At 71.3% G+C, this 24,003-nt stretch carries 24 protein-coding genes; 10 read left to right on the plus strand and 14 right to left on the minus strand.

From position 1 onward, the window contains the following. Window positions 1–9 precede the first annotated feature (9 nt). Together ACFP3V_RS19870 and ACFP3V_RS19875 are read left to right on the plus strand one after the other, a co-directional pair. Entirely contained in the window at window positions 10–582 is a 573-nt protein-coding gene (locus ACFP3V_RS19870; RefSeq protein ID WP_380585275.1) for a VanZ family protein, read from the plus strand. A gap of 35 nt (window positions 583–617) precedes the next feature. Beyond that, window positions 618–818 carry a PspC domain-containing protein gene (locus ACFP3V_RS19875; protein ID WP_380585277.1) on the plus strand — a complete coding sequence of 67 codons (201 nt, stop codon included), beginning with the start codon at window positions 618–620 and terminating at the stop codon, window positions 816–818. Between the two features lie 189 nt (window positions 819–1,007). Here ACFP3V_RS19875 and ACFP3V_RS19880 read toward each other — a convergent pair whose 3' ends face one another. From ACFP3V_RS19880 to ACFP3V_RS19890, 3 genes are all read right to left on the minus strand, one after another. Next, window positions 1,008–1,397 carry a hypothetical protein gene (locus tag ACFP3V_RS19880; RefSeq protein ID WP_380585279.1) on the minus strand — a complete coding sequence of 130 codons (390 nt, stop codon included), beginning with the start codon at window positions 1,395–1,397 and terminating at the stop codon, window positions 1,008–1,010. Between the two features lie 133 nt (window positions 1,398–1,530). Next, window positions 1,531–2,631: an adenosine deaminase gene (locus ACFP3V_RS19885; RefSeq protein ID WP_380585281.1), complete on the minus strand. Its 1,101-nt coding sequence runs from the start codon at window positions 2,629–2,631 to the stop codon at window positions 1,531–1,533. A gap of 249 nt (window positions 2,632–2,880) precedes the next feature. Further along, window positions 2,881–3,819, minus strand: a complete 939-nt coding sequence (locus ACFP3V_RS19890) for a LysR family transcriptional regulator (protein WP_380585283.1) — start codon at window positions 3,817–3,819, stop codon at window positions 2,881–2,883. 64 nt (window positions 3,820–3,883) lie between these two features. Here ACFP3V_RS19890 and ACFP3V_RS19895 point away from each other — a divergent pair, with 64 nt between their 5' ends. Next, on the plus strand, window positions 3,884–5,122 hold the full coding sequence (locus ACFP3V_RS19895) for an MFS transporter (RefSeq protein WP_380585285.1): 1,239 nt from the start codon (window positions 3,884–3,886) through the stop codon (window positions 5,120–5,122). 123 nt (window positions 5,123–5,245) lie between these two features. Here ACFP3V_RS19895 and ACFP3V_RS19900 read toward each other — a convergent pair whose 3' ends face one another. The 9 genes from ACFP3V_RS19900 to ACFP3V_RS19940 all read right to left on the minus strand — a co-directional run bounded on the left by ACFP3V_RS19900 (window position 5,246) and on the right by ACFP3V_RS19940 (window position 16,101). Beyond that, on the minus strand, window positions 5,246–6,523 hold the full coding sequence (locus tag ACFP3V_RS19900) for a thymidine phosphorylase (RefSeq protein WP_380585287.1): 1,278 nt from the start codon (window positions 6,521–6,523) through the stop codon (window positions 5,246–5,248). A gap of 40 nt (window positions 6,524–6,563) precedes the next feature. Continuing rightward, entirely contained in the window at window positions 6,564–6,902 is a 339-nt protein-coding gene (locus ACFP3V_RS19905; protein ID WP_380585321.1) for a cytidine deaminase, read from the minus strand. Window positions 6,903–6,961: 59 nt separating this feature from the next. Next, window positions 6,962–8,182, minus strand: coding sequence for an ABC transporter permease (locus tag ACFP3V_RS19910; protein WP_380585323.1), 1,221 nt, complete (start codon window positions 8,180–8,182; stop codon window positions 6,962–6,964). 8 nt (window positions 8,183–8,190) lie between these two features. Next, entirely contained in the window at window positions 8,191–9,342 is a 1,152-nt protein-coding gene (locus ACFP3V_RS19915) for an ABC transporter permease (protein WP_380585289.1), read from the minus strand. Window positions 9,343–9,346: 4 nt separating this feature from the next. Then, entirely contained in the window at window positions 9,347–10,912 is a 1,566-nt protein-coding gene (locus tag ACFP3V_RS19920) for an ABC transporter ATP-binding protein (RefSeq protein ID WP_380585325.1), read from the minus strand. 91 nt (window positions 10,913–11,003) lie between these two features. After that, window positions 11,004–12,080, minus strand: coding sequence for a BMP family lipoprotein (locus ACFP3V_RS19925; protein WP_380585291.1), 1,077 nt, complete (start codon window positions 12,078–12,080; stop codon window positions 11,004–11,006). Window positions 12,081–12,264: 184 nt separating this feature from the next. Then, window positions 12,265–13,485, minus strand: coding sequence for an amidohydrolase (locus tag ACFP3V_RS19930; protein ID WP_380585293.1), 1,221 nt, complete (start codon window positions 13,483–13,485; stop codon window positions 12,265–12,267). Window positions 13,486–13,598: 113 nt separating this feature from the next. Then, a complete protein-coding gene (locus tag ACFP3V_RS19935) occupies window positions 13,599–14,465 on the minus strand; it encodes a hypothetical protein (protein ID WP_380585294.1) in 867 nt (288 codons plus the stop codon). A 52-nt stretch (window positions 14,466–14,517) separates the two neighbouring features. Beyond that, window positions 14,518–16,101 (minus strand): acyl-CoA mutase large subunit family protein, encoded by a 1,584-nt coding sequence (locus ACFP3V_RS19940; RefSeq protein ID WP_380585296.1) that lies wholly within the window; start codon window positions 16,099–16,101, stop codon window positions 14,518–14,520. A 133-nt stretch (window positions 16,102–16,234) separates the two neighbouring features. Between ACFP3V_RS19940 and ACFP3V_RS19945 the strand changes: the two genes are divergently transcribed. From ACFP3V_RS19945 to ACFP3V_RS19970, 6 genes are all read left to right on the plus strand, one after another. After that, window positions 16,235–16,981, plus strand: coding sequence for an SDR family NAD(P)-dependent oxidoreductase (locus tag ACFP3V_RS19945; RefSeq protein ID WP_380585298.1), 747 nt, complete (start codon window positions 16,235–16,237; stop codon window positions 16,979–16,981). A 383-nt stretch (window positions 16,982–17,364) separates the two neighbouring features. Beyond that, window positions 17,365–17,886: a 2-oxo-4-hydroxy-4-carboxy-5-ureidoimidazoline decarboxylase gene (locus ACFP3V_RS19950; protein WP_380585327.1), complete on the plus strand. Its 522-nt coding sequence runs from the start codon at window positions 17,365–17,367 to the stop codon at window positions 17,884–17,886. Window positions 17,887–18,149: 263 nt separating this feature from the next. Further along, window positions 18,150–18,530 (plus strand): succinate dehydrogenase, cytochrome b556 subunit, encoded by a 381-nt coding sequence (gene sdhC, locus ACFP3V_RS19955; protein WP_380585300.1) that lies wholly within the window; start codon window positions 18,150–18,152, stop codon window positions 18,528–18,530. 15 nt (window positions 18,531–18,545) lie between these two features. Then, the gene (locus ACFP3V_RS19960) at window positions 18,546–19,013 is read left to right on the plus strand and encodes a succinate dehydrogenase hydrophobic membrane anchor subunit (protein WP_380585302.1); all 468 of its coding nucleotides are present in this window, start codon (window positions 18,546–18,548) and stop codon (window positions 19,011–19,013) included. Between the two features lie 27 nt (window positions 19,014–19,040). Continuing rightward, a complete protein-coding gene (gene sdhA, locus ACFP3V_RS19965; RefSeq protein ID WP_380585304.1) occupies window positions 19,041–20,795 on the plus strand; it encodes a succinate dehydrogenase flavoprotein subunit in 1,755 nt (584 codons plus the stop codon). Next, entirely contained in the window at window positions 20,795–21,580 is a 786-nt protein-coding gene (locus tag ACFP3V_RS19970) for a succinate dehydrogenase iron-sulfur subunit (RefSeq protein ID WP_380585306.1), read from the plus strand. Before sdhA ends, ACFP3V_RS19970 begins: the two co-directional genes overlap by 1 nt. A gap of 76 nt (window positions 21,581–21,656) precedes the next feature. Here ACFP3V_RS19970 and ACFP3V_RS19975 read toward each other — a convergent pair whose 3' ends face one another. Further along, the gene (locus ACFP3V_RS19975; RefSeq protein ID WP_380585308.1) at window positions 21,657–22,445 is read right to left on the minus strand and encodes a hypothetical protein; all 789 of its coding nucleotides are present in this window, start codon (window positions 22,443–22,445) and stop codon (window positions 21,657–21,659) included. A gap of 57 nt (window positions 22,446–22,502) precedes the next feature. Beyond that, window positions 22,503–22,748 carry an SCO4848 family membrane protein gene (locus ACFP3V_RS19980; RefSeq protein WP_380585310.1) on the minus strand — a complete coding sequence of 82 codons (246 nt, stop codon included), beginning with the start codon at window positions 22,746–22,748 and terminating at the stop codon, window positions 22,503–22,505. A 95-nt stretch (window positions 22,749–22,843) separates the two neighbouring features. Here ACFP3V_RS19980 and ACFP3V_RS19985 point away from each other — a divergent pair. Beyond that, on the plus strand, window positions 22,844–24,003 hold a 1,160-nt coding region (locus ACFP3V_RS19985; RefSeq protein WP_380585311.1), incomplete at its 3' end, for a D-alanyl-D-alanine carboxypeptidase family protein.

A 24,003-nucleotide genomic window follows, 5' to 3' on the forward strand; every position in this document is an offset into this window, starting at 1 on the left:
CGTAGGGACGTGCTGCAAACAGACCGTCGAGGCCCCGCCCACGGCACCGCCCGCCTCGTCGGACTGGCGCTGGTCGCACTGCATCTCGGTTTCGTGGCCTGGTACGCCACCCTCCCCGGCGACGCCTCCTTCATGGCCGACGCCAACCTCACGCCGCTGGTGAGCATCCGTCAGAACCTCACCGACGCGGGCCTGCCGGGACTCCTCGAGATCGCACGTGAGCTGCTCCTGCTCGCGCCGCTCGGGATCACCCTGCCCCTGATCGGCGGTCAGCTGGACCGCCCCTGGCTGGGCTCCTTCGTGCGGACCCTGCTGGGCGGGGTGCTGCTGGCCACGGCGGCGGAGGCGCTGCGCACCTTCAGCTCGGCCCACCTGCTGAACGTCGACGACGTCCTGCTGTCCGTGACCGGCATCGCCCTGGCCCACCTGGCCGTCGTCCCGGCCGGGCGGTCGTACCTGCGACGGCTCCGGGACACCCCCGAGGCCGACCCTGAGACGGCGTCACCCCGGAGTACGGGAGCCGCACGGGTCCGGATCGTCGCCCGGGGTGACGCCGCGGCGCGCCCGGCGCGGGAGGCTTGAGACATCACCGCACGAACCGCAACGGGGAGTTGAAGATGTCTGCATTCGCCGCCGACAACGGTCTGGTCCGCCCCAGCGAGGGCCGCGTCCTCGCGGGCGTCTGCGCCGGCCTGGCCCGCAGGTTCGGCCTGCGGCCGAACACGGTCCGCGTGCTCTTCCTGCTGAGCTGCCTGCTCCCGGGCCCGCAGTTCCTCGTCTACCTGGCCCTGTGGCTGCTGATGCCGAGCGAAGTCTGACACCTGCGGTTGCCCCCGCCAGGGTCGCGAGGAACTGCGCGACCGGCCCACCACCGAGGGAGGTCCGTCCCGCAGATGGGGTCGTACCTCCCTCGGTGGTGGGCTGGTCGCGGTGGGGGCACCTCCCGCGGTGGGGGCACCCCCGGCCGAAGGCTGGGGGACGGTGGAGATCCTCGCGCCCCTGACGGGTCAGCCCAGCGGCGTGTGGACCGGCAGGCCGCCGAGGCCGCTCTGGGCCTGACCCAGGCCGCCGCCGAGCGCGCCGGTGACCTGCTGGCCACCGGGCAGGCCGCTGAGGACGTCGCCGCCCGGGAGGGCGGCGGGCCCGGCCGCGTCCCGCTGGACCGGACCGGCCATCGCCTGCTGCGCCGTGGGCTGGACACCCTGCAGCACACCCTGGACCGTCGAGGTCAGGTTGCCGACGCCGTTCAGCGGGTTGGCGCCGTTGGCCAGCGGGCTGTTGGTCACCGCGCCGACCGCGCCCAGCGCGTCGTCCGCCATCGCGGGCGCCGCGGCGGCCGCGGCCATCGCGACACCGAGCACGGCGGTCCCGGCTACCTGCAGCGTTGCCTTCTTCATGGCTGTCCCTCGTGTCCTCGGAAGCAGATCCGCCGGCACACAGAGTGTCCGACTGGCCGCCCAACGTATCGGCGCGGGCGGACCGCTCCCAAATCCCGGTCACCCGAACGGATCAACTCCCGTCAGGCACTCGTCAGTTGAACAACCATTCGGCCTTGAGGCCGGCATAGCCCGGCTTGATGACGTCGTTGATGAAGGCGAGCCGCTGCTCGAAGGGCAGGAACGCCGACTTCATCGCATTGACGGTGAACCACTGGAGGTCGTCCAGGGAGTAGCCGAACGCGTCCACCAGGTGCTCGAACTCCTGGGTCATCGAGGTGCCGCTCATCAGGCGGTTGTCGGTGTTGACGGTCACCCGGAAGTGCAGCCGGCGCAGCAGGCCGATCGGGTGCTCGGCGTAGGAACTGGCCGCCCCCGTCTGCAGGTTGGAGGTCGGGCACATCTCCAGCGGGATGCGCTTGTCGCGCACGTACGCGGCGAGCCGGCCCAGCTCGACGGTGCCGTCCGGCTTGGCCGTGATGTCGTCGATGATCCGGACGCCGTGCCCGAGACGGTCCGCACCGCAGATCTGCAGGGCCTCCCAGATGGACGGCAGGCCGAAGGCCTCGCCCGCGTGGATGGTGAAGTGGTTGTTCTCCCGGGCCAGGTACTCGAAGGCGTCCAGGTGCCGGGTGGGCGGGTTGCCCGCCTCGGCGCCGGCGATGTCGAAGCCGGCGACGCCGTGGTCCCGGAAGCGGTTGGCCAGCTCGGCGATCTCCAGGCTGCGGGCGGCGTGGCGCATCGCGGTGAGCAGCGCCTGCACCTTGATCCGCTGCCCCTTCTCCCGGGCCGCGGCCTCCCCTTGGCGGAAGCCCTCGTTGACGGCCTCGACGACCTCGTCGAGCGTCAGCCCCCGCTCCAGGTGCTGCTCCGGGGCGTAACGGACCTCGGCGTAGACGACGCCGTCCGCGGCGAGGTCCTCGGCGCAGTCGCGGGCGACGCGGACCAGCGCGTCGCGCGTCTGCATGACCGCGCAGGTGTGCGCGAAGGTCTCCAGGTAGCGGACCAGGGAGCCGGAGTCGGCGGCCTCGCGGAACCAGGTCCCGAGGGACTCGGCGTCCCCGGCGGGGAGCTTGTCGAGGTAGCCGACCTGGTCGGCCAGTTCCAGCACGGTCTGCGGCCGCAGGCCCCCGTCCAGGTGGTCGTGGAGCAGCACCTTCGGTGCGCGGCGGATGTGGTCGCGAGTCGTCTCCATCGCCCGATGGTACCCCTACGCGCGTAGATCCGCTGGTGGCGCACCGCCAGGGGCGCGGGGATCCCCCACCCTTCCCCAGCCTTCGGCGCCCCCACGGCGGGAGGTGCCCCCCAGCTCGGGCAACACACCGCCCACAGAGGTCTGTCCCGCACACGGGGTCGAACCTCCCCGGGCGGTGTGTTGCTCGCGCTGGGGGCGCCTCCCGCCCGAAGGCTGGGGGCGGGTGGGGATCTCCGCGCCCCTGAGGGGTCACCCGTGCAGGGGGAGCTGGCCGCGCATGGAGAGGACGTAGTCGCGGAAGGCCCGGGCCGGGGGCGGGAGTTCACGGTTCGTCACCCACGCGAGCGCCAGTTCGCGCCGCGCGCGTGGGGCGGTGATCTCCAGCTCGGTCACCTCGGGCCGGTGCGTCCCTGCGGGAGGGAGCACGGCGACCCCCAGCCCCGCCGCGACCAGTCCCCGCAGTGTGTCGGCCTCCTCGCCCTCGAAGGAGACCCGGGGCGTGAAGCCCGCCTCCGCGCACAGCGCGTCGACGATCCGGCGCAGGCCGTACCCGGGCTCCAGGGTGACGAACGGGTCCTCCGCCACCTCCGCCAGCCGGGCCCGGCGACGGCCGGCCAGCCGGTGGTCGGCGGGGACGACGAGCCGCAGCCGCTGCTCCCCCATCCGACGCGACGTCAGATCCGCCCCCTCCGGGCTCGGTGAGAGCAGGCACAGGTCCAACTCGCCCTCCCGCAGCCGGGCCAGCATGGAGTCGGTGTAGTCCTGCACCAGCGTGAAGCGGACCTTCGGATACGAGGCCCGGAAGCCGCGCAGCAGCATGGGCACCGCCTCCGGGCCCATCGTGTGCAGGAAGCCGAAGGCCACCCGCCCGCCGTCCGGATCCGCCTCACCGCGGGCGTCCTCCACGCCCCGGCCGAGCTCGGCGAGGGCCCGCTCGGCCGCAGCGAGCAGGATCCGCCCGGCCCGCGTCAGCCTCACCGTCCGACCCTCCCGGGTCAGCAAGGCCACGCCGACCTGCTGCTCCAGCCGGGCCACGGCCCGGCTCAGGGTCGGCTGCGGCATGCCGAGCTCGTTCGCGGCCCGGGTCACGTGCTCGGTCCGGCCGACGGCCGCGAACTGCGCCAGCGCCGGTGCGATCTCCGCCACACGCGCCGAGACGTCCGGCTCCGACCTGTGGTCATACGTCATGGCATCGATCATCCCCTGTCCATGCATTGGACGCATCAACTGGGCCGGTCCTAACGTCACGTCCATGCCAGCCGTCTCAGCGCCTCCCGCCACCGACCCCGACCTACGACACACCTCCGGCAGCCGCGGCCTGCGCCGCACCCAACTCGCGCTCTTCGGCGCCGGACTGGCGACCTTCCTGCTCCTCTACTCGACGCAGGCGCTGCTCCCCGCCCTCTCCGACGACCTGCACCTGACGCCGGGGCAGGCGAGCTGGACGGTCTCGGTGGCCTCGATCGGCCTGGCCCTGGCGGTCATCCCGGTGAGCGCCCTGTCCGAGCGCTACGGGCGGATCACGGTGATGACCGCGTCGGTCTTCACGGCGGCCGCGATCGCCCTCGTCCTGCCCTTCGCGCCGGACCTGACGACGCTGGTGGTGCTGCGGGCGCTGCAGGGCGTCGCCCTGGCGGGTCTTCCCGCGACGGCGATGGCCTTCCTCGCGGAGGAGGTCCACCCGAGCGCCCTGGCCGGCGCGATGGGCCTGTACGTCGCGGGCAACAGCATCGGCGGCATGGCCGGACGGCTGATCTCCGGCGTGGTCGCGGGCTCCTTCGGCTGGCGTTGGGGCCTCGCCTCGGTGGCGGTGCTCGCCGTCGTCTGCGCGGTGGCCTTCCGCCTGCTGGTGCCCGCGGCGCGGTACTTCCGCCCGGCCCCGGTGAACCCGGCGGCACTGTGGCGGACGATCACCGGCCACCTCGGAAACCCGCTGCTGGCGCGGCTGTTCGCGCTGGGGCTGCTGTTCATGACCGTCTTCGGCGCGGTCTACACCGTGATGGGCTACCGCCTGGTGGCCGCGCCCTTCGGCCTCTCCCAGGGTCTGGCCAGCTCGATCTTCGCGGTCTACGTGTTCGGGACCTTCGCCTCCGCGATGTCGGCCCGCGTGACGGGACGCTTCGGCCGGCGGGGCACGCTCTACCTGGCCATCGGCACGGTGGCGGTGGGGCTGGTGCTGACGCTCACCCAGTCGCTCGCGCTGTCCCTGGCGGGCCTGGTGCTCATCACGGTGGGCTTCTTCACCGGCCACTGCGTCGCCTCCGCGGCGGTCGGCCGGACGGCCACCCACGCCCGGGCCCAGGCGAGCGCGCTGTACCTGGCCGCGTACTACCTCGGCAACAGCCTCGGCGGCACGCTCGGCGCCACCGCGTACCACGGCGCGGGCTGGGACGGCACGGTGGCGGTGGCCCTCGGCGCGATGGTGCTCGCCGCGGGCGTGACCCTCTACGGAACCGTCCAGGCGCGGTCACGCCTCGTGGCACACGCCTAACCCCGCCAGGGGCGCGAGGACACCGCGCGAGCAACACACCACTCGCGGAGGTCCGACCCCGATCAACGGCCGGACGTCCTGGGTGGTGTGTTGCTCGCGCGGTGTCGTCGCGCCCTCGCGGGGCTAGCCGATACGGTCGAGGATGATCGGCGTCGGGGTGAACGGAGTGCCCTCCTCCGCGACCGCCCACCCGCCTGCCAGGGCTTCGAGGGCGTACTCGAAGCGCTCGGGCGTGTCCGTGTGCAGCGTCAGCAGCGGCTGACCCGCCGTCACCTTGTCGCCGGGCTTGGCGTGGATCTCCACGCCCGCCCCGGCCTGCACCGGGTCCTCCTTGCGGGCGCGGCCCGCGCCCAGCCGCCAGGCGGCGACGCCGACCGCGTACGCGTCCAGCGACGTGAGCACGCCCGAGGCGTCCGCCGTCACGACCTGGCGCTCGCGCGCCACCGGCAGTTCCGCGTCCGGGTCGCCGCCCTGGGCGGCGATCATGCGGCGCCAGTGGTCCATCGCCGAGCCGTCCTTGAGGGCATCGGCCGGGTCCTTGCCGTGCACCCCCGCCGCGGCGAGCATCTCCCGCGCGAGCGCGACCGTCAGCTCCACGACGTCCGCCGGGCCGCCGCCGGCCAGGACCTCGACCGACTCGCGGACCTCGAGCGCGTTGCCCGCCGTGAGACCGAGGGGCGTGCTCATGTCCGTCAGCAGGGCGACCGTGTTGACGCCCGCGGCCTTGCCCAACCCGACCATGGTGCGGGCGAGTTCCTGGGCGTCGGCGAGGTTCTTCATGAACGCTCCGGTGCCGACCTTGACGTCGAGCACCAGGGCGCCGGTGCCCTCGGCGATCTTCTTGGACATGATGGAGCTCGCGATCAGCGGGATCGCCTCCACCGTGCCGGTGACGTCGCGCAGGGCGTAGAGCTTCTTGTCGGCGGGGGCCAGGCCGTCACCGGCCGCGCAGATGACCGCGCCGGTGTCGCGGAGGACCGCCAGCATCTCCTCGTTGGAGAGCAGCGCCCGCCAGCCGGGGATGGACTCCAGCTTGTCCAGGGTGCCGCCGGTGTGGCCGAGGCCGCGGCCGGACAGCTGCGGGACGGCCGCCCCGCACGCGGCGACGAGCGGAGCCAGCGGCAGGGTGATCTTGTCGCCGACGCCGCCGGTGGAGTGCTTGTCCGTGGTGGGCAGGGGCAGCGAGGAGAAGTCCATCCGCTCGCCGGAGCGGATCATCGCCTCGGTCCAGCGGGAGATCTCGCGCAGGTTCATGCCGTTCAGCAGGATCGCCATGGCCAGCGCGGACATCTGCTCGTCCGCGACCTCGCCGCGCGTGTACGCGTCGATGACCCAGTCGATCTGAGCGTCCGTCAGCTCGTTCTTGTCGCGCTTCGCGCGAATGACAGAGATCGCGTCCATCAGTGGTGCTCCTCGTTCCGTTGCACAGCCCCTGGGGGGCTCAGAGCCGTTCGGGGCCGAAGGCGTCGGGCAGCAGCTCGGCCAGCGGCCGGATCCCGGAGACCGACTCCACCAGGAGCTCGGCTCCGCCGTGCTCCCACAGCAGCTGCCGGCAGCGCCCGCAGGGCATCAGCGCGGCGCCGTCGCGGTCGCAGCAGGTGAAGGCCACCAGCCGCCCCCCGCCGGAGGCGTGGAGCTGGGACACCAGCCCGCACTCCGCGCACAGCCCCAACCCGTAGGACGCGTTCTCGACGTTGCACCCGGCGATCACGCGGCCGTCGTCCACCAGGGCCGCCGCACCCACGGGGTAGCCCGAGTAGGGGGCGTAGGCCCGGGACATCGCGTCCCGGGCCGCGGCCCGCAGGGCCTCCCAGTCGATCCGGTCGACCTGAGGGGCCGTCACTTTCCTTCACCCCGGCGGTAGACCAGGCCGTCCGCCTTGGGCATGCGCAGCCGCTGCGAGGCGACCGCCAGCACGACCAGCGTGATCACGTACGGCGTCGCGGAGACCAGCTGGGCCGGCACGTCGTTCGTGGTGGCGTACCAGACCGCGAAGACCGCCGCGGCCACCAGGCTGGCGACCGCGCCCGACCAGCTCCGCTTGAGCAGCAGACGGATCGCGATGCCGAGCAGCAGCACGGCCACGCCCAGCAGCAGCGAGTGGACCGCGTCGGAGCCGCGCAGCTGCAGCGAGTCGGTGTAGCCGAACAGGCCAGCGCCGGCGGTCAGGCCGCCGACCTTCCAGTTGCCGAAGATCAGCGCGGCGAGACCGATGAAGCCGCGACCGCCGGTCTGCCCGTCCTGGTAGATGTTCGAGCTGACGGTGACCATGAAGACGCCGCCGAGGCCGGCCAGCGCACCGGACACCACCACGGCGATGTACTTGTGCAGGTAGACGTTGACGCCCAACGACTCGGCCGCGAACGGGTTCTCACCGCAGGAGCGGACCCGCAGGCCGAACGGCGTGCGCCAGATGATGTACCAGGTCAGCACGAGCATGGCCGCGCAGATGACGGTCAGCACGGACATCTGGGTGACGAAGCCGCCGATGATGCCGGCCAGGTCCGAGATCAGGAACCAGTGGTGCGCCTCCAGCGTGGCGAGCCAGTGCGAGAGGCCGGGCACGTTGAACACCGGCAGCGACTGCAGCGGCGGCGACTGCTTGGAGCCGACGACCTTGTAGAAGGTCAGCTTGGCGAGGTAGCCGGTGGCGCTCAGCGCCAGCAGGTTGATCGCCACACCGGAGACGACGTGGTCGACGCCGAAGGTGACGGTGACCACCGCGTGCAGCAGGCCGCCGACCGCGCCGCCGATCATGCCGGTGATCAGGCCGGCCCAGGGGCCCCAGTGCCAGTCGCCCCAGGCGCCGAAGAAGGTGCCGAGGATCAGCATGCCCTCCAGGCCGATGTTGACGACGCCGGAGCGCTCGGACCAGAGGCCGCCCAGACCGGTCATGGCGATCGGAACCGCCATGTTGATCATGCCGCCGATCTGGCCGGAGGAGGTCAGGTCGTTGGAGTCGGTGATCGCCCGGACCGCGGCGAGCACGATCAGGCCCGCGGCGATCATCAGGTACACCATGGACCGGCTCGGCGTCCCCACCGAGCGGGCCTTCGCCATGACGGTGCTCACTTGGCGCTCTCCTTCTGCTCCGCGCCCGCAGCGGCTGCCGCCGCCAACTCACGTCCGACGCGCTGCTGCTGACGCTTGAGGCCGTAGCGGCGCACGACCTCGTAGGCCACCACGACGGAGATCACGATGGTGCCCTGGATGATTCCGGTGATCTCCGGCTCGAAGCCGTCGAAGCTCAGCTGGCCCGCGGCGCGGTCCAGCGAGGCCCAGAGCAGGGCGCCGATGGCGATGCCGACCGGGTTGTTGCGGCCGAGCAGCGCCACCGCGATGCCGGTGAAGCCCCAGCCGGAGGGGAAGGTCAGGTTGAAGCTGAACGCCTCCTGGGTCAGCTCGGGGATGCCGACCAGACCCGCGATGCCGCCGGAGAGCAGGATCGCGATGAGGATCATCTTCTTGGTGTTCACGCCGGAGGCCAGCGCCGCGCCGTCCGACTGGCCCGCGGTGCGCAGGTCGAAGCCGAAGCGGGTGCGGGACAGCAGCAGCTGGTAGCCCACACCGAGGACGACCGCGATGAAGACGAAGCCCCAGATGTCGCCGCCGTAGGTGTGCAGCGTGAAGAAGTGCGCCGCGTCCGGCAGCGGCTTGGTGCTGACGTTGTTGCTGCCCGGCGGCGCGTAGCCGAGCAGGTTCGGCTGCAGCAGCCAGGAGATGACCGCGATGGCGATGTAGTTGAGCATGATCGAGGCGATGACCTCGTTCACCCCGCGGGTCACCTTCAGCACGCCGACGATGCCGGCCCACAGGGCGCCGACGATCACGCCGGTGAGGATCACCAGGATGATCCGCAGCGGGCCGGGCAGGGCCACCACGCCGCCGACGTAGGCGGCGAAGAAGACGCCCATCCGCAGCTGGCCCTCGACACCGATGTTGAAGAGGTTCATCCGGAAGCCGAGCGCGACCGCCAGACCGGCCAGGAAGTAGGTCGTGGCGCGGTTGAGGATGTAGACGGTGCTGTCCGGCTTCACGTCGTAGGTGAGGATGTCCGACAGCGCGGTCCCCGGGTTCTTGCCCGAGATCAGCAGCACGACCGCGGTGACCAGGGCGGCGAACAGCACCGCCAGGACCGGCGCGGCGATGCCGAGCAGCAGCCGCTCCTTGTCGAGGCGGGCGAACCAGCCGCGCACGCCTCCGTTGCTCGTGGTCTCCATGGCGCTACTCCCCCGCCTCTTCGGTCTCGTCGAGGTGACCGGTGGCGGCGCCGGTCATCGCGGTGCCCAGCTGCTCCGGGGTCACCGTGTTCGGGTCGGCGTCCGCGACGAGGCGGCCGCGGTAGATCACCTTGAGGGTGTCGGACAGGCCGATCAGCTCGTCCAGGTCGGCGGAGATCAGCAGCACGGCCAGGCCGGCCCGCTGGGCGGCCCGGATGTGCTCCCAGATCTGCGCCTGCGCGCCGACGTCCACACCGCGGGTCGGGTGTGCGGCGATCAGCAGCTTGGGCTCGTGGCTCATCTCGCGGCCGACGATCAGCTTCTGCTGGTTGCCGCCGGACAGCGAGGCCGCGGTGACCTCGATGTTCGGGGTGCGGACGTCGAAGTCGGCGACGATCCGCTCGGTGTCCTTGCGGGCGGCCTTGGGGTAGATCAACCCCTTGGCGCCGTTGGGCTGTTCGGTGACGTGGCCGAGGATCCGGTTCTCCCAGAGCGGGGCCTCCAGCAGCAGGCCGTGCCGGTGCCGGTCCTCGGGGATGTAGCCCACGCCGGCCTCGCGGCGGGCCCGGGTGGGGACGGCGGTCATGTCGGTGCCGTCCAGGGCGACGGTTCCGGAGTCCACCGCCCGCATGCCCATGATGGCCTCGACCAGTTCGGCCTGGCCGTTGCCCTCGACGCCGGCGATGCCGAGGATCTCGCCCTTGTGGATGGTGAGCGAGACGCCGCCGAGCACGGTGCGCTCGATGCCGTCGGGATCGATCTCGGACAGCCGCAGGTCATCGACCTGCAGCATGGGCTCCTCGGTCACCGTGGACACCCGGCTCTCCGGGGACGGCAGCTCGGAGCCGACCATCATCTCGGCGAGTTGACGGCTGGTCACCGTCTTCGGGTCGGCGTCGCCGACCGTCGTGCCGCGGCGGATCACGGTGATCGCGTCGGCGACCGCGCGGACCTCGTCCAGCTTGTGCGAGATGAAGATGACGGTGAGGCCCTCGGACTTGAGCTCGCGCAGGTTGTCGAAGAGCGCGTCCACCTCCTGCGGCACCAGGACCGCGGTGGGCTCGTCCAGGATCAGGATGCGCGCGCCGCGGTACAGCACCTTGAGGATCTCGATGCGCTGCCGGTCGGCGACGCCCAGGTGCTCGACCAGCACGTCCGGCCGCACGCCCAGGCCGTAGGCGTCGGAGATCTCCTTGATCTTCGCCTTGGCCTTCGCGCCGATGCCGTAGAGCTTCTCGGCGCCCAGGACGATGTTCTCCTGGACGGTGAGGTTGTCGGCGAGCATGAAGTGCTGGTGCACCATGCCGATGCCGCGCTTGATCGCGTCGGAGGGCGAGTGGAGGTCCACCTGCTCGCCGTTGATCGCGATGGTGCCCTCGTCGGGACGCTGCATCCCGTAGAGGATCTTCATCAGCGTCGACTTGCCCGCGCCGTTCTCCCCAACGAGAGCGTGCACGGTGCCGCGCTGAACCGTGATGTCGATGTCGTGGTTGGCCACGACACCCGGGAACCGCTTGGTGATCCCGCGCAGCTCGACGGCTGCGGCGACCTGCGGAGTGGGGGCGTTGATGGCGCGCTCCTGGGTGAGTACCGGCGGTGCGGACAGCGGTGCAGGGGCCCGCACCTCGCTGGGTGCCGGGCCCCCGCATCATGACGGATCGTCAGCTGGTCGGAACAGTGACCTTGCCGGAGGTGATGTCCTGCGTGGCCTTGTCCAGCTGCGGCTTGATGTCGTTGACGAAGCCGCCGGAGGTGGAGTAGCCGACACCGCCCGACTTCAGGTCGAAGCGCTGGGTGCCGGTGAGCGGGGAGCCGTCGTGGATCGACTTGATGTAGTTGTAGACGGCGACGTCCACGTTCTTGAGCGCGGAGGTCAGGATGGTGCTCTTGTAGGCGGCCAGGCCCGGCAGGTTGTACTGGTCCGAGTCGACGCCGATGGACCAGGCGTTGCCGTGGGTGTGGACGGCCTTGATGGCGCCGTCACCGGAGGAGCCGGCCGCGGCGTAGATCACGTCGGCGCCCTGGGACAGCTGGCCCTCGGCGGCGGCCTGGCCCAGGTTCGGGGAGGAGAAGCCCGCGAAGTTGCCGGCCGGCGTCAGGTACTTGACCAGGATCTTGTCGTTGGGCTTGACCGACTTCACACCGGCCTGGAAGCCCGCCTGGAACTTGTGGATCAGCGGGACGTCGACGCCGCCGATGAAGCCGACGGTGCCGGTCTTCGACTTGAGCGCCGCCGCGACACCGACGAGGTAGGAGGACTGCTCCTCGGTGAAGACCAGGTTGGTGACGTTCGACAGGTTGTTGCTCGAGTCGTCGACGATCGCGAACTTGACGTTCGGGTACTTCTTGGCCTCGATGCCGACGGCGGCGGCGTAGTTGAAGCCGATGGCGATGATCGGGTTGTAGCCGTTGGCCGCCAGCTGGTCCAGCTTGGCGGCGCGGTCCGCGTCCGACTCGCCGTTGGTCGCCTGCAGCTCCTTGGTCTGGACGCCGAAGTCCTTCACGGCCTTGTCCAGACCCGCTGCGGCGGAGTCGTTGAAGGAGTGGTCGCCGCGGCCGCCGACGTCGTAGGCCATGCCGACCTTGAGGCCGCCGGCGGCGGCGGAGGAGCCCGCGGAGGAGGTCGACGTACCGCCGGCGGAACCGGAGGAGGTCGAGTTGCTGCCACAGGCGGTGAGGGCGGTGACACCGAGGGAGCCGCAGAGGACTGCCGCGGCGATCTTGGTTACCCGGCGCAAGGGATTCTCCTTGGTCGACGCGCACCTGGTCGGCGCGGATTGAAGGCGACGTTAACGCGCGTAGAACACGTTTGTGTTACGCGGGGCCGGGCGTTATCAGATCGTCGCAATTTCGGCCGATCGGAACCGGATGACCCGGTTCCGATTCGTGCCTACCTCCGCGCCGGGGGACCAGGCTTCCGCGTCAGAGGACCAGCGAGGCGAACAGCTCCGCGCCGACGGCGATAGCGCCCTCGTCCGCATCAAAGGTTCCCTGATGCAGGTCCCGCACACCGGATTCACCCGAAGAGCGGACACCCAACCGGGCCAGCGCCCCCGGAACCTCCTCCAGGTACCAGGCGAAGTCCTCCCCGCCCAGGCTCTGCTCGGTGCCCTCGACGCGGCCCGGGCCGAAGCGCCGCTCCATCGCGTCGGCGAACATGGCCACCGAGTCGGCCTCGTTGACCACCGGCGGCACGCCGCGGTGGTAGTCCAGCACCCACTTGGCCCGGTGCGTCTCGGCGATCTGGCCGAGCAGCTCCTCGATCGCCGTGGGCGCCTCGTGCCATCCGGCCAGCTCCAGGCAGCGCACCGTGCCCTCCAGCTCGGCGTGCTGCGGGATGACGTTGGCGGCGGAGCCGGAGGCGATCCGGCCCCAGACCAGGCTGACGCCCCAGCGGGGGTCCAGCCGGCGGCTGAGCGCCGTGGGCAGCTCGGCCGCGGTCTTGGCCGCGGCGAGCACCAGATCGGTCGTCAGGTGCGGACGGGCGGTGTGCCCGCCGGGGCCGTCCAGGGAGATCACCAGCCGGTCGCAGGCGGAGGTGATCGCGCCGACCTTGAGGCCCACCTTGCCGACCTCGACCTTGGGGTCGCAGTGGACCGCGAAGATCCGCTCGACGCCCTTCATCCCGCCCGCGGCGATGACGTCCAGCGCGCCGCCGGGCATGACCTCCTCGGCGGGCTGGAAGATCAGCCGCACCGCCCGCTTCAGCCGCCCGTCCCGGGCCGCCCGGGCCAGCAGGATGCCCGCGCCGAGGACGACCGTCGTGTGCACGTCGTGCCCGCAGGCGTGGGCGCGGCCGGGGACGGTGGAGCGGTACGGGACGCTCGCCGGCTTGGCGTCCTCGATCGGCAGCGCGTCGATGTCGGCGCGGAAGGCGGTCAGCGGGGAGTCCGCGGGCAGCCCCTCGGGGCGGATGTCGCAGACGAGGCCGGTGCCGCCGGGGAGCACCCGTGGTACCAGGCCCTCCTGCTCCAGTCTGGCCTTCAGCAGCGCCGTGGTGCGGACCTCCTGGCGCCCCAGTTCGGGGTGCATGTGCAGGTCGCGGCGGATGCCGATCAGCTCGGGGTGCAGTTCCTCGACCAGGGCGCGGAGATCCGCGCCGGAACTACCGGCGGGGGCTTGGCCTTCAACGGGAGCGCTCACCCCCACAAGGCTACGACCCCCGGCCGACGGTGGCACGGTAACGCCCGAAAAAGCTGTTCCTTCTGTGCATGAGTCGCCCCGAACGGGGTAGGAAAGCTCTTTCATACCGACTCTCAACGAGTGGCGGCCGTCCCGGTCACGCTCAGGCCGAGGGCCTTCAGCACCGCGGCGGAGCGGTCCGACCCCCCGGCGAGCTGGACGCCGTCGGCGGGCAGCCCCGGACCGAAGACGCTGATGGCGCGGCATCCGGAGAGCTGCAGCTCGGCCCGGTGGCCGCCGCCGAAGTCCAGTTCGGTGACCCCGCCGACGTCGTCCGGGCAGGAGACCGACGCGCCGGAGTGGAGCGGCAGCGCGTCGAGCAGGTCGGCCGCGCGACCGATCCGGGCGGGGTCGGTCACCCGGCCGCTGGTCGTGCCCTGCTGCGTACGGGTCCGCACGGCGACCGACGCGGCCCCCCGGGGGATCAGCGAGGCAGCCGGGCGCCGCCCCACGAACTCGGCCTCGGCGACGGCCTCCAGGTAGACCGTCCCCCCGGACGCGAAGGCCGCGATCTGCGCGATACGCACGCCCCAGCCGTCGGCCGCGGGCCACTCCCGGCCCGCCATGCGGAAGTCCGGCCCGGTCCCGCTCTCCGGGAAGCCCCGGCGGTGCAGGCCGGAGACCCAGTTCTGAGTGGCCGTCAGACCCAGCGGCGAACGCCACCAGCCGGTGGCCACGGAGCCGTGCCCGGACGGCAGGTTGACCAGTCGGTCGGGCAGCTTCGGCTCGATCCCCTGCGGGGCGGTCGGCAGCCGCCGCGCGCCCGGGGGCAGCGGAAGGGACGCGAGCAGGGCGTCGGCGCCCCGCTGCTCGGTGGACGGGGCCGACGGCGCGGCCGCCGGCAGGTGCCCGGCCGGGGGCGGAGGGGCGGCGCAGGCGGCGACCAGGACGGTGGTGCTCAGCAGGAGGACGGGCGGCAGCCCGCGCGAGAGCCGTCTCATGGGGATGGGACGCAGGTGCCCCCGCGCGGGTTCCGGCTTTGCTGACGAGCCGTCAGAAACGGTCCACGGGGACGTAGGTGCCCCAGACCTCGCGCAGCGCGTTGCAGGTCTCGCCGACGGTGGCGCGGGCCGCCAGGGCCTCCTTCATCGGGTAGAGCACGTTCTCGCTCTCGCTCTCCGCGGCGCGCCGCAGCGCGCCGAGCGCCCGGTCCACGGCCGAACTGTCGCGGTCGGCACGGAGCTTGGCGAGCCGCTCGGCCTGCTGCGCCTCGATCGCCGGGTCGACCCGCAGCGGCTCGTAGGGCTCCTCCTCGTCCAGCTGGAACCGGTTGACGCCGACGACGGTGCGCTCGCCGGAGTCGGTCTGCAGCGCGACCTGGTAGGCAGAGCGCTCGATCTCGGACTTCTGGTAGCCCTGCTCGATGCCGGCGACCGCGCCGCCCAGCTCCTCCACCTTGGCCATCAGCTCCAGCGCGGCGGCCTCGACCTCGTCGGTCAGCGCCTCGACCACGTAGGACCCGGCGAAGGGGTCGACGGTGGCGGTGACGTCGGTCTCGTAGGCGAGCACCTGCTGGGTGCGCAGGGCGAGCCGGGCGGACTTCTCCGTGGGCAGCGCGATGGCCTCGTCGAAGCTGTTGGTGTGCAGCGACTGCGTGCCGCCGAGGACGGCCGCGAGGGCCTGGACGGAGACGCGGACCAGGTTGACCTCGGGCTGCTGCGCCGTCAGCTGCACGCCCGCGGTCTGGGTGTGGAAGCGCAGCATCTGCGACTTGGGGTTCCTGGCCCCGAACTCCTCCTTCATGACGCGGGCCCAGATCCGGCGCGCGGCACGGAACTTGGCGACCTCCTCGAGGAGGGTGGTGCGCGAGACGAAGAAGAAGGACAGCCGGGGGGCGAAGTCGTCCACGTCCATGCCGGCGGCGATGGCGGTGCGCACGTACTCGATGCCGTTGGCCAGGGTGAACGCGATCTCCTGCGCGGGCGTGGCCCCCGCCTCGGCCATGTGGTAGCCGGAGATGGAGATGGTGTTCCAGCGCGGGATCTCGGCCCGGCAGTACTTGAAGATGTCCGCGATCAGCCGCAGGCTCGGCTTGGGCGGGAAGATGTAGGTCCCGCGGGCGATGTACTCCTTGAGCACGTCGTTCTGGATGGTGCCGGTCAGCTTGTTCGACGGCACGCCCTGGGCCTCGCCGACCAGTTGGTAGAGCAGCAGCAGCAGCGAGCCGGGCGCGTTGATGGTCATCGAGGTGGAGACCTCGCCCAGCGGGATGCCGTCGAACAGGACCTGCATGTCCTCGATGCTGTCGACGGCCACGCCGACCTTGCCGACCTCACCGTGGGCGATGGGCGCGTCCGAGTCGTAGCCCATCTGCGTGGGCAGGTCGAAGGCGACCGACAGGCCCATGGTGCCGTTGGCGATCAGCTGCTGGTAGCGGGCGTTGGACTCGGCGGCGGTGCCGAACCCGGCGTACTGGCGCATGGTCCAGGGCTTGCCGGTGTACATCGTCGGATAGACACCGCGGGTGAACGGGTACTGACCCGGCTCGCCCAGCTTGGCGGCCGGGTCCCAGCCCGCGAGGGCCGAAGGCCCGTACACGGGCTCGATGGGCAGACCGGACTCGGAAAGGCGGGCCATGCGGATCCTCCGCGGTGAGTGTTCCGTCGAATGGTGGGAGTTGTGATCGACGGTAGTGAGCCGCCGGGTGCAGCAACAGCGGTACCCGCTGGGGCGTACCTCACACGGCGCCGGGTGCTGGGAGGATGTGCGTATGGCTGATACGCAGAAGATCGCGGTCGTGACCGGCGCGAGCAGTGGCATCGGGGAGGCGACGGCCCGTCAGCTGGCGGCCGCGGGGTACCGGGTGCTGCTCGCGGCCCGGCGGGTGGAGCGCCTGGAGGCGCTGGCGAAGGAGATCGACGGCGTCGCCTACGCCCTGGACGTCACGGACCGTGAGGCGGTCGACGCCTTCGCGGCCTCGCTGGACCGGGTGGACGTGCTGGTCAACAACGCCGGCGGCGCGCTCGGCGCGGAGTCGGTGGAGGAGGGCGACCCCGCCGACTGGCTGCGGATGTACCAGGTCAACGTGCTCGGCGTGCTGCACATGGTGCAGGCGCTGATGCCCGCGCTGCGGGCGTCCGGCGACGCCACGATCGTGGTGCTCTCGTCGACGGCGGGCCACGTGGCGTACGAGGGCGGCGGCGGCTACGTCGCGGCGAAGCACGGCGCGCACGCGATCGCGGCGACGCTGCGGCTGGAGCTGGTGGGCGAGCCCATCCGCGTCATCGAGATCGCCCCGGGCATGGTCAAGACGGAGGGCTTCGCGCTGACCCGGTTCCGCGGGGACGCGGAGCGGGCGGCGTCCGTGTACGCCGGGGTGGCCGCTCCGCTGACGGCGGACGACGTGGCCGACGTCGTCACCTGGGCGGTCACCCGGCCGTCGCACGTGAACGTCGACCTGCTGGTGGTGCGGCCGCGTGCCCAGGCCGCCCAGCACAAGATCCACCGCGAGGGTTAGTCGCACCACCTCAGGGGCGCGGGGAACTGCGCGGCCAGCTCCCCCACCCCACGGAGGTTCGACCGTGATCGCGGGTGGGACCTCCCCGAGTGGCGGGTGGCTCGCGGTGGGGGCGCCTCCCGCCGTGGGGCCCCCGGCCGAAGGGTGGGGGATCCTCGCGCCCCTGGAGGGCTGCGCCCGCCAAGGGGTCCTGCAGGGCTATCGACGTAGTCACACATCCGGGTGAATCCTGGATGCACGCGCAGCGGATTCCATGTGCCGGGGCGTCAGAAGGGTGTCAGGGCAGGGCGGTTGTACGCCCTAGCCTCGTTCGTGCGAACCGATCACCGAACCGACCACCGAACCGACCGTCAGAGCCTCGGGAGGATCCGCTGGCCAGTGAGATTCCCACCCAGCAGACCCGTGCCCACCCGCCCGCCGGGCTGGCGCGCTTGAACGCGGCCACCCCGGGTGCCGCCGAGGAGGCGCTGCTGGCCTGCTGCGGCAGCCGCCGCTGGGCCATAAGGGTCGCCGCGCACCGGCCGTACCCGGATGTGGAGTCCCTGCTCGCCGCCGCCAGCGAGGCCTCCTACGACCTGACCGCCCGCGACCTCGGCGAGGCGCTCGCCGACGAGAGCTGGATGCCGCAGCCGCTGCTCGGCATGCGGGCTCCGGGGTCGGCCGCCGCGCACACCGCCCTGCAGGCCGCGCACGCCGCCTACGAGGCGCGCTTCGGGCACGTCTTCGTGGTCGCCCTGGACGACTGTCCGCCCGAGGAGGTGCTGGACCGGGTGCTCGCCAGCATCCGCTCCCGGCTCGCCAACGATCCGGACGAGGAGCACATCACCACCGCCGAGGAGCTGCGCCGCCTCGCCATGTCGCGGCTGGAGCACCTGGTGGCGTCTCACGCCTCGGCCGCGCCGTGAGACGGCACCAGTGATTTGACCCACAGCACAGCTGTTCACAACCCACTGACAACCCGTCAAAGCTGGGCAAACAGGAGCCGCCGCCCCGCAGCGGGGTGGACCCGCGCGCATCGGAGGTACCCCGAAAGGCTTTCCGCCCCTTCCGCTGGCTACGATGGCCGCGGCCGGTGGTCCCTCCCCGGCCGGGCCGACCGGACACCGACGACCGAGACCGTTGCCGCGATGCCGGGCGACCCCCGCCCCGCTCCCGGAGGAAAGCTCCCGTGCCGGCTGGAACGCTGTACCGCGGCCAGGCTGAAGGTATGTGGTCGTGGGTGGCTCATCGAGTCACCGGCGTGCTCATCTTCTTCTTCCTGTTCGCCCACGTTCTCGACACCGCGCTGGTCCGTGTGTCGCCCGACGCTTACAACAGCGTCATCTCGACGTACAAGACCATCCCGGTCAACCTGATGGAGTACGGCCTCACCGCCGCCATCCTGTTCCACGCGCTGAACGGCCTCCGGGTCATCGCGGTGGACTTCTGGGCCAAGGGCCCGCGTTACCAGCGGCAGATGCTGTGGACCGTCGTCACTGTGTGGGTTCTGCTGATGGCCGGGGCGTTCTACCCCGTCCTGCAGGAGACCCTGCGGAAGATCTTCGGGTGAGGGTGAGACGAGACCATGGCTACCACTGAGACCACCGCGGTCGAGCTGACCTCCACCTCGACGAACCCGGACGCCTTCCTGATCGAGCCGCCGCGCAAGCGGACCCGGACGACCAAGGGCCGTCGCTCCCGTACCAACTTCGAGATGCTGGCCTGGCTGTTCATGCGGCTGTCCGGCATCGTGCTGGTGTTCCTGATCCTGGGCCACCTGATCATCCAGCTGGTGCTGGACGGCGGCGTGTCCAAGATCAGCTTCGCCTTCGTGGCGGGCCGCTGGGCCTCGCCCTTCTGGCAGGCGTGGGACCTGCTCATGCTCTGGCTCGCCATGCTGCACGGCGCCAACGGCATGCGCACCGTGATCAACGACTACGCCGAGCGTCCCAACACCCGCTTCTGGCTGAAGGTCCTGCTGGTGACCGCCACGGTCTTCACCGTGCTGCTGGGCACTCTGGTGATCTTCACCTTCGACCCGAACATCAGCTGACGCGGACCGACGAGGCATCAGATTCCCATGCAGATTCACCAGTACGACACCGTCATCGTCGGCGCCGGCGGCGCCGGCATGCGCGCCGCCGTCGAGGCGACCAAGCGCAGCCGCACCGCCGTCCTGACCAAGCTCTACCCGACCCGGTCGCACACCGGCGCGGCCCAGGGCGGCATGGCCGCGGCCCTGGCCAACGTCGAGGACGACAACTGGGAGTGGCACACCTTCGACACCGTCAAGGGCGGTGACTACCTGGTCGACCAGGACGCTGCGGAGATCCTGGCCAAGGAGGCCATCGACGCCGTCCTCGACCTGGAGAAGATGGGCCTGCCCTTCAACCGCACCCCCGAGGGCCGGATCGACCAGCGCCGCTTCGGCGGCCACACCCGCAACCACGGCGAGGCTGCGGTGCGCCGCTCCTGCTACGCCGCGGACCGCACCGGCCACATGATCCTCCAGACGCTGTACCAGAACTGCGTCAAGGAGGGCGTGGAGTTCTTCAACGAGTACTACGTGCTCGACCTGCTGCTCAACGAGGTCGACGGGGTCAAGAAGGTCGCCGGCGTCGTCTCCTACGAGCTGGCCACCGGCGAGATCCACGTCTTCCAGGCCAAGGCCGTGATCTTCGCCTCCGGCGGCAACGGCAAGTTCTTCAAGGTCACCTCCAACGCGCACACCCTGACCGGCGACGGCCAGGCCGCGGCCTACCGCCGCGGACTGCCGCTGGAGGACATGGAGTTCTTCCAGTTCCACCCGACCGGCATCTGGCGCATGGGCATCCTGCTCACCGAGGGCGCCCGCGGCGAGGGCGGCATCCTGCGCAACAAGGACGGCGAGCGCTTCATGGAGCGCTACGCCCCGGTCATGAAGGACCTCGCGTCCCGTGACGTCGTCTCCCGCGCGATCTACTCCGAGATCCGGGCCGGCCGCGGCTGCGGCCTCAACGGCGACCACGTCTACCTGGACCTGACCCACCTGCCGCCGGAGCAGCTCGACGCCAAGCTGCCGGACATCACCGAGTTCGCGCGCACCTACCTCGGCATCGAGCCCTACACGGACCCGATCCCGATCCAGCCCACCGCGCACTACGCCATGGGCGGCATCCCGACCAACAACGACGCCGAGGTCCTGCTGGACAACGAGACCGTCGTGCCCGGTCTGTACGCCGCCGGCGAGGTCGCCTGCGTGTCGGTGCACGGCGCCAACCGCCTGGGCACCAACTCGCTGCTGGACATCAACGTGTTCGGCCGCCGCGCGGGCATCAACGCCGCCGAGTACGCGGCGACCGCGGACTTCGTGCCGCTGCCGGAGAACCCGGCCGCCCAGGTCGAGGAGATGCTCCGGGGCATCCTCGAGTCCGAGGGCACCGAGCGCGTCGCGGACATCCGCAGCGCCCTGCAGGAGTCCATGGACACCAACGTGTCCGTGTACCGCACCGAGGCCACCCTGAAGCAGGCCGTGGCCGACGTCGCGGAGCTGAAGGAGCGTTACAAGAACGTCTCCGTCATGGACAAGGGCAAGCGGTACAACACCGACCTGCTGGAGGCCGTCGAGCTGGGCAACCTGCTCGACCTGGCCGAGGTCACCGCGGTCTCCGCGCTGGCCCGCAAGGAGTCGCGCGGCGGCCACTACCGCGAGGACTACCCCAACCGCGACGACGTCAACTTCATGCGGCACACCATGGCGTACCGCGAGACGGACTCGAACGGCAACGAGACGGTCCGCCTCGACTACAAGCCGGTCGTGGTCACCCGCTACCAGCCGATGGAGCGTAAGTACTGATGAGCACCCCCACGATCGACGACACCGCCACCCCGCACTCCGCCGCGCTGGACGCCGCCGAGTCCGGCGCGGTCGAGCTGGTCACCATCACCCTGCGGATCCGCCGGTTCAACCCGGAGGAGCACCCCGACGCGGTGTGGGTGGACTACCAGCTCACCGTGGACCCGAAGGAGCGCGTCCTCGACGCGATCAACAAGGTCAAGTGGGAGCAGGACGGCACGCTGACCTACCGCCGCTCCTGTGCCCACGGCGTCTGCGGCTCCGACGCGATGCGGATCAACGGCAAGAACCGCCTTGCCTGCAAGACCCTCATCAAGGACGTCAACCCGGAGAAGCCGATCACGATCGAGCCCATCAAGGGCCTCACGGTCCTCAAGGACCTGGTCGTGGACATGGACCCGTTCTTCCAGGCCTACCGCGACGTGATGCCGTTCCTGATCACCACCGGCAACGCGCCGACCCGGGAGCGGATCCAGTCGGAGGAGGACGTCAAGCGCTTCGAGGACACCACCAAGTGCATCCTCTGCGCCGCGTGCACCACCTCCTGCCCGGTCTTCTGGAACGACGGGCAGTACTTCGGCCCGGCGGCCATCGTCAACGCGCACCGGTTCATCTTCGACTCGCGTGACGAGGGCGCCGAGCAGCGCCTGGAGATCCTGAACGACCGCGAGGGCGTGTGGCGCTGCCGCACCACCTTCAACTGCACCGACGCGTGCCCGCGCGGCATCGAGGTGACGAAGGCGATCCAGGAAGTGAAGCGGGCCCTGGTGACCCGCCGCTACTAGCCTCCTGGCAGGTACGGCTGAGGCCCCGTCAGCGCGAGCGCTGACGGGNGGGGCCTCAGCCGTGGGCGGCGGGTGCCTACTTCACGGTGACCCAGGTCTGGGCGGAGGAAGCCGCACCGGACACCGCGTTGCCGGTGTAGACGAAGCGCCAGTAGCCGGAGGCGTAGTCGCGCACGGCGGCGGAGACCAGGCCCTTGCTGTTGCTGGTGACCCACTTCTTGGTCACCCAGGTGCTGGTGCCCGGCTTGCGGTACTGCAGGGCGACCTTCTGGTAGCCGTAGCCCTGCCAGACCCACTTGTCCCAGTCGGCGCGCGAGAGCTTGCCGTTGAGCGTCACGAAGCGGCCCTTGGCGACGCGGGTGGAGACGGCCTTGCCGGAGACGACATCCGCACGCTTGTAGGTGAAGGTGGTGGCCTTCGGGATCAGCGTGGTGGTGCCGTTCTTGGCGGTGATCAGCACGGCCACGTTGTAGCTGCCGGCCAGGGCGTTGGGCAGGTGGTCGCCCTTGGTCCACGGCGCGGTGTGCGACTCGGCGGCGACCTGGGAGGTGGCCGAGGTGGAGACGGCCTTGAGGGCCGGCTCGCCGGAGAAGTCGTCCTTGGTGACGCCGTACTTGGCGTAGGCAGCCGGGATCGGCAGCGCCTGGATGGACTTGATGCCCGGGGTGGCCGCGTCCGTGTCTGTCGCGGCGACCCGGATGTTGATGGTGAACGTGCCGCCGAGCCCGAAGACCAGCGAGTTGACGTGGGCGCTGACCAGCTTGGGCGCCACCGGGGCCGGCGTCGCGGCGACCGCGGCCGGGGCGGCGAAGACGCCCAGGGCCAGGGCGCCGGCGACGGCGGTCGCGGCTATGCGAGTGCGCATGGTTCTCCTGTGAAGGGAGTGAAAAGGAGACCCATGAATAGCACACCTGAGTGACCGTCAGGACCTCCGGGCCGCCCGGAGGCTGCGCACTCCCAGCGAGCCCACGACCAGGCCCAGGACCAGGGACGTCAGGGCCAGCGCGGCGTGCACCCAGAAGTAGGCCGTCGGCCGGGAGTGGTCGTGGCCGGTGAAGGCCAGGCCCTCTCCGTCGGACCAGAGGTTCTTGAAGAAGGTCACCCAGATCCAGATGGACCAGACGCCGAAGGCGGTGAGGAACCAGGAGGCACGTCGGCTGAGTCTCATGTCGTCGAGTATCACCGGAGCGGCCCACGCGTCCGGACGGGGGGTCCTTGGCTCCGAACGCGGGGCACTCGAATGGATTGGGTACGGTCTTCCGCGTGCGCGTGCGAATCGGAGTTCTCTGTCGGTCCACCGCGGCCTGCGCGGGTGCGGTGTCGCTGGTCCTCGGCGGCGGTGTGTCCGCCGCCCGTGCGGCCGGGACCAGCCCCTCGGCCGTCCCACGGCCCCCGGCCACCATGTCCGACGTCGGCGGGGCCGCCCTGGCCCGTGCCGGCGAACAGACCGGGGCCGGCGCCCCGGCCCTGCCCGGAGACCTGTCGGCGCTCTCCTTCGTGGTCTCCGACGCCGACTCGGGCGACGTGCTGGCCGCCAAGAACCCGCACTGGCAGCTGCCGCCGGCCAGCACCCTGAAGACGCTGTTCGCGGACACGGTGCTGCCCAGGTTCCCGGCCACGGCCCGCCATCAGGTCGTGGACGCCGACCTGGCCGGGATGGGCGAGGGCAGCAGCCAGGTCGGCATCGTGCCCGGCCAGACCTACACCGTGGCCGACCTCTGGCGCGGCGTCTTCCTCCGCTCCGGCAACGACGCGGTGCACGTGCTGGCGGCGATGAACGGCGGCGTGGCGGCCACCGTGCAGGAGATGCAGGCGGAGGCGCAGAAACTGGGCGCGCGGGACACCCACGTGATCTCGCCGGACGGCTACGACGCCAAGGGCCAGGTCTCCTCGGCCTACGACCTCTCCCTCTTCGCCCGCGCCGGTCTGCGGAACGCGGACTTCGCCGGCTACTGCGGAACCGCCCGGGCGCAGTTCCCGGGCAAGGGCAAGGACCACTTCGAGATCGACAACACCAACCGGATGCTCTCCGGCATCGACGGGGTGGCCCGGTACCCGGGCATCATCGGCGTGAAGAACGGCTACACCACCAACGCCGGGAACACCCTGATCGTCGCCGCCCGCCGGAACGGGCACACCGTGCTGGTCACCGTGATGAACCCGCAGAGCCACAAGTTCAACGCGGTCTACGCGGAGGCCCGGGCGCTGCTGGACTGGGGATTCGCGGCCGAGGGAAGGACCAGGGCGCTGGGCACGCTTGACGCCGGGTCAGGCGGCTCCGCGGACGCCGCGGGCTCGGGCGCGGCCTCGGCCCGAGCGGCGGCGGGGCCGGGTGCCAACGCCGCGCCGGCGTCCGCCGGCGGCCCGGGAGCGCTCGGCTGGACCGCTCTGGGCGCCACGCTCGCCCTGGCCGCCGCCGGGGG

The sequence above is a fragment of the Streptacidiphilus monticola genome, from assembly GCF_042658505.1.
GTDB classification, from domain to species: Bacteria; Actinomycetota; Actinomycetes; order Streptomycetales; family Streptomycetaceae; genus Streptacidiphilus; species Streptacidiphilus monticola.